At 72.1% G+C, this 7,408-nt stretch carries 6 protein-coding genes; 4 read left to right on the plus strand and 2 right to left on the minus strand.

Annotated elements, in window-relative coordinates:
- Window positions 1-209: 209 nt before the first annotated feature.
- Window positions 210-1,487, plus strand: coding sequence for a DUF2254 domain-containing protein (locus ASG48_RS15635; protein WP_055851882.1), 1,278 nt, complete (start codon window positions 210-212; stop codon window positions 1,485-1,487).
- Between the two features lie 12 nt (window positions 1,488-1,499).
- On the opposite strand, the gene ASG48_RS15640 is transcribed toward ASG48_RS15635, so the two are convergent.
- On the minus strand, window positions 1,500-2,891 hold the full coding sequence (locus ASG48_RS15640; protein ID WP_055851885.1) for a PLP-dependent aminotransferase family protein: 1,392 nt from the start codon (window positions 2,889-2,891) through the stop codon (window positions 1,500-1,502).
- Window positions 2,892-3,023: 132 nt separating this feature from the next.
- Between ASG48_RS15640 and ASG48_RS15645 the strand changes: the two genes are divergently transcribed.
- The 3 genes from ASG48_RS15645 (at window position 3,024) to ASG48_RS15660 (ending at window position 6,156) form a co-directional block, all read left to right on the plus strand.
- On the plus strand, window positions 3,024-3,884 hold the full coding sequence (locus tag ASG48_RS15645) for a DMT family transporter (RefSeq protein ID WP_055851888.1): 861 nt from the start codon (window positions 3,024-3,026) through the stop codon (window positions 3,882-3,884).
- 281 nt (window positions 3,885-4,165) lie between these two features.
- Window positions 4,166-5,394, plus strand: a protein-coding gene (locus tag ASG48_RS15655) for an IS3 family transposase (RefSeq protein WP_156381636.1) whose coding sequence is annotated in 2 segments (ribosomal slippage) — window positions 4,166-4,514 and window positions 4,514-5,394 — 1,230 coding nt in all. Because the reading frame shifts where the segments join, the coding sequence is not laid out codon by codon here.
- Window positions 5,395-5,451: 57 nt separating this feature from the next.
- Window positions 5,452-6,156: a VIT family protein gene (locus ASG48_RS15660; RefSeq protein ID WP_055851893.1), complete on the plus strand. Its 705-nt coding sequence runs from the start codon at window positions 5,452-5,454 to the stop codon at window positions 6,154-6,156.
- A gap of 55 nt (window positions 6,157-6,211) precedes the next feature.
- On the opposite strand, the gene ASG48_RS15665 is transcribed toward ASG48_RS15660, so the two are convergent.
- Window positions 6,212-7,048 carry a universal stress protein gene (locus ASG48_RS15665; protein ID WP_055851895.1) on the minus strand — a complete coding sequence of 279 codons (837 nt, stop codon included), beginning with the start codon at window positions 7,046-7,048 and terminating at the stop codon, window positions 6,212-6,214.
- Between the last annotated feature and the right edge of the window lie 360 nt (window positions 7,049-7,408).

Genomic DNA, 7,408 nt, shown 5'->3' on the forward strand with positions numbered 1-7,408 from the left:
TTCCCGGCTAACCGAAAGTTCATGAAAGGAAGTCCCGCCCGCTTTCGCCGCCCCCATCCGCAAAGGCCCGATGGGCGCCGGCCCGCGCCGCACCATCTAGGCCGGGAGGCCGGGCATCCCGCTCGCGCCGAGCGGAAAGACGCGATGGCCCGAGACATTCACCCATCCCTCCCGCCGGCGACGGCGGCCGGGCGTGTCGCGAGGCGGGCATGACGTCGAGACTCGTGCGCACCGTCCGCCAGATCGCGCGGCGCATCTGGTTCCGCGCCGGCGCGTTCTGCGTCCTCGCCGTCGTCACCGCCTTTCTCGGGATCTGGCTGAGCCCCTACATCCCCGACGACGTGCCCGCGCAGATCGGCTCGGACGCGGTCGACAACATCCTCGGCATCCTCGCCTCCTCCATGCTGACGGTGACGACCTTCTCGCTCTCCACCATGGTCTCCGCCTATGCCTCCACCACGAGCAACGTGACGCCCCGCGCCACCAAGCTCATCATGGAGGACACGGTGACGCAGAACGTCCTGTCCACCTTCATCGGCTCGTTCCTCTTCAGCCTCGTCGGCATCATCGTCCTGTCCACGGGCCTCTACGGCTCCTCGGGGCGCGTCGTGCTCTTCGCGGTCACGATCCTCGTCATCCTCTTCATCGTCGTCACGCTCCTGCGCTGGATCGACCATCTGTCGCGGCTCGGGCGCGTGACGGAGACGACGCAGCGCGTGGAGGCCGTCACGCTCGAGGCGCTGGAGGAGCGTCGCCGCGAGCCCTGCCTCGGCGGCGTGCCGCTTCTCGATGCGGCGCGCGCGATTCCGGCCAGCGCCCGCCCCGTGCGCTCCCGGCGCATCGGCTATGTCCAGCATGTCGACACCGGCGCCCTCTCGGCCCTGGCGCGCGAGGGCAAGGGCCGCGTCTTCGTCGTCGCCATTCCCGGCGACTTCGTCGACACGCGCGAACCGATCGCCTTTCTCGACGGGGTCGAAGAGGGCGAGGAGGCCGCGCGCGCCTGCTTCACCGTCTCCGACACGCGGTCCTTCGACCAGGACCCGCGCTATGGCGGCATCGTCCTCGCCGAGATCGCCAGCCGCGCCCTGTCGCCGGCCACCAACGATCTCGGCACGGCCATCGGCGTGATCGGGCGCGCGGTGCGCCTGCTCGCGGCCTGGGCCGAGACCGCGGACACGCCGGCAGAACCGGCCTATCCGCATGTCCACGTGCCGCCGCTGGCGCTCGGCGATCTCTTCGACGATTTCTTCACCCCGCTCGCGCGCGACGGCGCCGCGATCGTGGAGGTCGGCGTGCGGCTGCAGAAGGGCCTGCGCACCCTGGCCCGCCTCGGCCGCGACGATTTCGCCGCCGAGGCGCTGCGCCATTCGCGCCAGGCGCTGGAGCGTTTCGAGAGCGGGCTGACGATCGAGGACGACAAGCGGCGCGTCAGGGCGCTGGCGCAGGAGATCGAGGCGATCGTCGCCGGGCGCGGCGCGGCGGGCTGAACGGCCGGCCGCTCAGGGCCCCTCGTCGCCCTCTTCCAGCACCCGGCGCAGCACGGCGATCGCCCGCTCGTCCGTCTGCGCCACGTTGAAGCGCATGAAGGCGCCGGCGCTCCGGCCGGCGCTGAACACGTCGCCGGGGGCGAGAAGCACCCCGTGCCGCAGGCTGGCCCGCGCGAGCGCCCCCGCGTCGCGCCCCTCCGGCAGGCGGCACCAGAGGTGGAAGCCGCCGCGCGGCATGAGCCACGGCCGGATGCCCAGCGTCTCGAGGCGCACGGCCACCTCGCGCCGGCGCCGGTCGAGCCGGGCGCGCAGCTGGCCGAGATGCTTGCGGTAGCTGCCGTCGAAGAGCGCGCCCTCCACGATCGCCGCCGCCGCCGGGCTCGGCCCGCCGAAGCTCGTGGCCACCTGCAGGTCCACCAGCGCCTCCACGAGGTCGGGCCGGGCGGCGATATAGCCGCAGCGGATGGAGGCCGAGAGCGTCTTGGAGAAGCTGCCGATGCGCAGGACGCGCGAGAGCCCGTCGAGCGCGGCGAGCCGGGGCGAGGGTTCGGGCTCGAAATCGGCGAAGATGTCGTCCTCCACGATGGCGACGTCCTCGGCGGCCGCGATGCTCAGAACGCGGTGCGCGGTCTGCGGCGAGAGCGTCGCGCCCGTCGGATTGTGGACGGCCGAGTTCGTCACGTAGAGCCGCGGCCGGTGCGCCGCCACCGCCTCGGCGAAGAGCGCCACGTCCGGCCCGCCCGGTCTGTGGGGCACGCCGACGACGCGCACGCGATGCACGCGCAGGAGCGCCAGGAAGTTGAAGTAGCAGGGATCGTCGACGAGGACGGTGTCGCCCGGTTGCAGGAGAAGGCGGCACAGGAGGTCGAGCGCCTGCGTGCCCGAGCCGGTGAGGAGAATGTCGTCCGCTCCCGCCGCGATGCCCTCCCCCGCCATCTGCCGCGCCAGGAGGCGGCGCAGCCCCGGCGAGCCGCGCGCCGGCCCGTAGTCGCCCAGAAGCGCGTCCTCGCCCCGCGCCAGCGCCCGGATCGCCCGGCGCAGGGCCGCCTCCGGCAGCCAGTCCGCCGGCAGCCAGCCGCAGCCGGGCGAGAGCGCGCCGGCCGGCGCGTCCAGCGACTGGCGCGACACCCAGAACGGGTCGATCTCGCGCCGCGGCCGCGGCCGTTCCGCGTCGGGCGCCGCCTGGACCGGAGCGCCCGCCACGTAGAAGCCCGAGCCCGGCCGCGAGACGATCAGCCCCGTCGCCGCCAGCCGGTCGTAGGCCTCCACGACGGTGGAGGGCGAGACCGAGAGCGTCGCCGCGAGGCGCCGGATGGAGGGCAGCCGCTCGCCCGCCGAAAGCCCGCGCGCGGCGATGCGCCCGCGGATCTCGCCCATCACCGCGCCGATGCGCGTGCCCTCCATCTCCGTCCTGCCCGATGCCAATCGTGCGGCTCCCGTATCCCATACAGTTCGGGCGAAGCGTACGGGTCCGTCCCTGTCCGCGCCAGAGGCGAACGGGCACAAGCGCCGCGAACGGGCGAGGAGACGAGCGCGATGGAACGCCGGAATGCGGGATGGGCGAGCGGGTTCGCCGGGGTCGTGATCTTCAGCGGATCGCTGCCGGCGACGCGCGTCGCCGTCGGCGGCTTCTCGCCGCTCTTCCTCACCTCGGCGCGGGCGGTGATCGCCGCGCTCCTGGCCGCGGGCCTTCTCGCGCTCCTGCGCCAGAAGCGCCCGGCCGCGACCGATCTCGGCGCGCTCGCCACCGTCGCGCTCGGCGTCGTCCTCGGCTTCCCGCTCCTGACGGCCCTCGCCCTGCAGCACGTCACCGCCGCGCGCTCGATCGTCTTCATCGGCCTCCTGCCGCTGTCCACCGCCCTCTTCGGCGTTCTGCGCGGCGGCGAGCGGCCGAAACCCGCCTTCTGGCTCTTCTCGCTCGCGGGCGCCGCGCTCGTGGCGGGCTTCGCGGCGCTCGCCGGCGCCGGGGCCTCGCCCGCCGGAGACGTCCCGATGATCGCCGCCATCCTCCTGTGCGGGCTCGGCTATGCCGAGGGCGCGCGCCTGTCGCGCCGGCTCGGCGGCTGGCAGGTCATTTCCTGGGCGCTGGTCCTGTCGCTCCCGCCCATGCTGGCGCTCGCCCTCGCCACACGTCCCGCCACGCTCTCCGGCATCGGCGGCCCCGAATGGCTCGGGCTCGCCTATGTCTCGGTCTTCAGCATGCTCGTCGGCTTCGTCTTCTGGTACCGGGGTCTGGCGCTCGGCGGCATCGCGGGCGTCGGGCAGCTGCAGCTCCTGCAGCCCTTTCTCGGCCTGATGCTCGCCGCCCTCCTTCTCGGCGAGCCCGTCCCCTGGCCGATGATCGCGGTCACCGCCCTCGTCGTCCTCTGCGTCGCCGGCGCCAGGCGCTTCGCCTGAGGGCGGGGCTCCAGCCTCGCCCTGCTCGGCAGGGCGCGCCCCGGACGAAGGCCGCCTCATGCCCCTGTCGCCCCGGCGGAGGCTGGTTTCGACCATCCGGCGAGGGTCCGGTCCGGGGCCTTCGCGCAAAACGAGATGGACAAGGCGGGCGCCGGCGCGCCTCATCGCGCCGACCGGTGCGCCAGCGGATCGCGGCGAAGCGCCAAGATGGAGCGCACCCCGTTTTGACCGGACAGGCGGGATAGCCGATAAGGCATAGGCATTCGCCTATGAGTACGACTATGTCGAAAGCGTCTGACGGCCCGGTCTCGCGGGTCGAAGTCATTACCTCGGTGCAACGGCGGCGGCGCTGGTCGACCGCCGAGAAGGTCCGGCTCGTCGAGGAGGCGATGCAGCCGGGCATGAGCGTGTCCTTCGTGGCGCGTCAGGCTGGCGTGTCACCCTCTCAGCTCTTTGCCTGGAAGCGCCGAATGCTGGAAGGCGGCCATGCTGCCGTCCAGGCCGACGAAGATGTCGTGGGCACGTCCCGCGTCCGCGAGCTGGAGAAGCGGGTTCGTGACCTCGAGCGCCTGCTCGGTCGCAAGACGATGGAGAACGAGATCCTCAAGGAGGCGCTCGACGTCGCTCGCCCAAAAAAACGGACGTTGCCTTTGCTGTCCTGGAGCGATCCAACGGACGGTTCAAGGTGAGTGCCGTGGCGCGAACGCTGAACGTCGCTCGTTCTCACATCAACGAGCGACGCGGCAGGACGGTGACGCCGCGGGGACCCTATCGCAAGGCGGAGGATGCCGGGTTCCTGCCTGCCATCCGCGCCATCGTTGATGCCAAGCCGACCTACGGCTACAGGCGCGTCACGGCGCTGCTGAACCGGGAACTGCGCCTTCAGGAGAAGCCGACCGTCAACGCCAAACGAGTGTTGCGGATCATGCAGCATCACGGGTTGACGCTCGAACGCCATACCGCCTCGCGGCCCGGTCGAACCCACGACGGCATCGTCATCGCGCTGCGCTCCAACATCCGCTGGTGCTCGGACCATCTGGAGATCCACGCCCGCAACCGCGAGGTCGTGCGCATCCTCTTCGTGCTGGACGCCTGCGACCGCGAGATCATCGCCTGGTCGGCCGTCGCCAATGCCGGCATCTCCGGCGAGATGGTGCGCGACCTCATGGTCACGGCGGTCGAACGTCGCTTCGGCACCATCACGATCCCGCACGCCGTCGAATGGCTCTCGGACAACGGCAGCGCCTATATCGCCAGGGACACCGCCGACACGGCCCGGGCCCTCGGTCTGACGCTGCTCTTCACGCCCGTCCGAAGTCCGCAGTCCAACGGCATGTCCGAGGCCTTCGTCAAAACCCTGAAACGCGACTACGCTCGCGTCACCATCCTGCCCGACGCCGACACCATCCTCGCCTTGCTCCCCGACTGGATCGAGGACTATTGCGAGGTCCATCCGCACTCAGGTCTGAAGTTCCGATCGCCCCGCGAGTTCATCAGGCTCAGTGCCTAAACCCAACCGCCGCCTGTCCGGCGAAATGGGGTCCACTCCACAAGACGAGGATCGACCATGCCCTCGAGCATCCTGCATCCCGAACGCCATCTCGTCTCGCGCATCGGCTGGCTGCGGGCGGCCATCCTCGGCGCCAATGACGGCATCGTCTCCACCGCCAGCCTCATCGTCGGCGTGGCGGCCGCTTCGGCCGGCCAGAGCGGAATCCTCCTCGCCGGCACGGCCGGGCTCGTCGCCGGCGCCATGTCCATGGCGGCGGGCGAATATGTCTCGGTGAGTTCGCAGTCGGACACGGAGCGGGCCGATCTGGAGCGCGAACGGCGCGAACTCGCCGACCAGCCCGCCGCCGAGCACCGCGAACTCGCCGCGATCTATGTCGGGCGCGGCCTGGATCCGGCCCTGGCCGAGGAGGTCGCCCGCCAGCTCATGGCCCGCGACGCGCTCGGCGCCCATCTGCGCGACGAACTCGGCATGGCGGAGGAGAGTGCCGCCCGCCCGATCCAGGCGGCCCTGACCTCGGCGGCGACCTTCGCGGTCGGGGCGGCGCTGCCGCTCCTGACGGCCGTGCTCGCCCCCACGGCCCTCGTCGTTCCGGCCGTCTCGATCGCCTCGCTGCTCTTCCTGGCGCTGCTGGGCGCCGTCGGCGCGCGCGCCGGCGGTGCGGCCGTCGGCCGGGCGACGCTGCGCGTCACCTTCTGGGGGGCCCTTGCCATGGCGGCGACGGCCGGCATCGGCGCCGTCTTCGGCACGAGCGTCGCCTGAGCGCGGCGCGCCCGCGCCGCTCGCCGGATTTGCCGGATGGGAACGGCTCTACCCCTCAATGCGACAGGAGGCAGCAGACCGGTGCGGTGGTCAGGAGGTCGAGCGTCACCCCGCCGAACAGCCGCTCGCGCCATTTCCAGCGCCCGTAGGCCCCCGCCACGATGAGGTCCGCGCCGTGCGCGGCCGCGATCTTCCCGACGGCCTCGGGCGCCCCGCCTTCCGCTTCGGCGCGATGGACGAAGGAGGCCGTGACCCCGTGTCGGGCGAGATAGGCCTTCAGGTCGTCCCAGGGCGCCTCCGGCACCTCGCGCGAGATGGTGACGACGACGACCTCCTGCGCCGCCCGCAGGAGCGGCATCGCGTCGGACAAGGCGCGCCGGATCTCGCGCGTGTCCTTCCAGGCGACCACGATGCGGCGCGCCTCCAGCCGGTCCACATTGGCGGGGACGACGAGGACGGGGCGGCCGGCGGCGAGAATGACGTCGCCCGCCGAGAAGGCCGGATCGCGGGCGCCGCCCGGCGCCTCGTGGCCGACGATGACGAGATCGGCCCCGCGCGCCTCCTCGACGACGAAGAGCGAGGCCGGCCAATGCGCCGAGCGCCAGGCCCGGGACCGCACATTCGCGGCCTCGCGCTCGAACAGCGCCTTCGCCCGCTCGACCAGAAGGTCGACGCGTCGCACCTCCATGTCCATCATGTCGGCGGGGATGTATCCACCTTCCGCATAGAGCGGGACGAACTCCTCGGCCGCCGCCGCGCCCGTCAGGTGCACGCCCCAGGCGTCGGCCAGCCGTGCCGCGAGCCGCACCCGGTCCGCCGCCCCGTCGGCGTCGTCGACATGCACGAGGAGCGAACGGAACGTCGCCCCCGGTTGCCGGTCCATCTCGTCCATGCCGCCCTCCATCGTTCGGATGACGCGAGGATGGCAGGACGGGAGCGACCGGTCGTTGACCTTGATCAACGCGGGAGGGTTTGCGGGGGAATGGCGGCGCGGGGCCGGTCTGGCCGGTGGCCGGGCCGAAGAGCCGGAAGGGCCTGAAGCCCTGCCCCCGCCTGACGGCACGTCGCCCCTGAGGGTTGGGCGCACCGGCGGCCTTGGCCGGCGACGCCCGGTGGTCTCGCTTTCGGGCGAGAAGGAGACGCGTCACTTTCGCGGCGGAACGTGGGATTTGTTTTTTGCGTCGAGCAGGCCTTCGCTCGGGCCCCGGCTGCCTGTCCTGCATTGCGGATCGGAGGTCCGGACGCGCGAAGG

The organism is Aurantimonas sp. Leaf443 (assembly GCF_001425575.1).
Lineage (GTDB): Bacteria > Pseudomonadota > Alphaproteobacteria > Rhizobiales > Rhizobiaceae > Leaf443.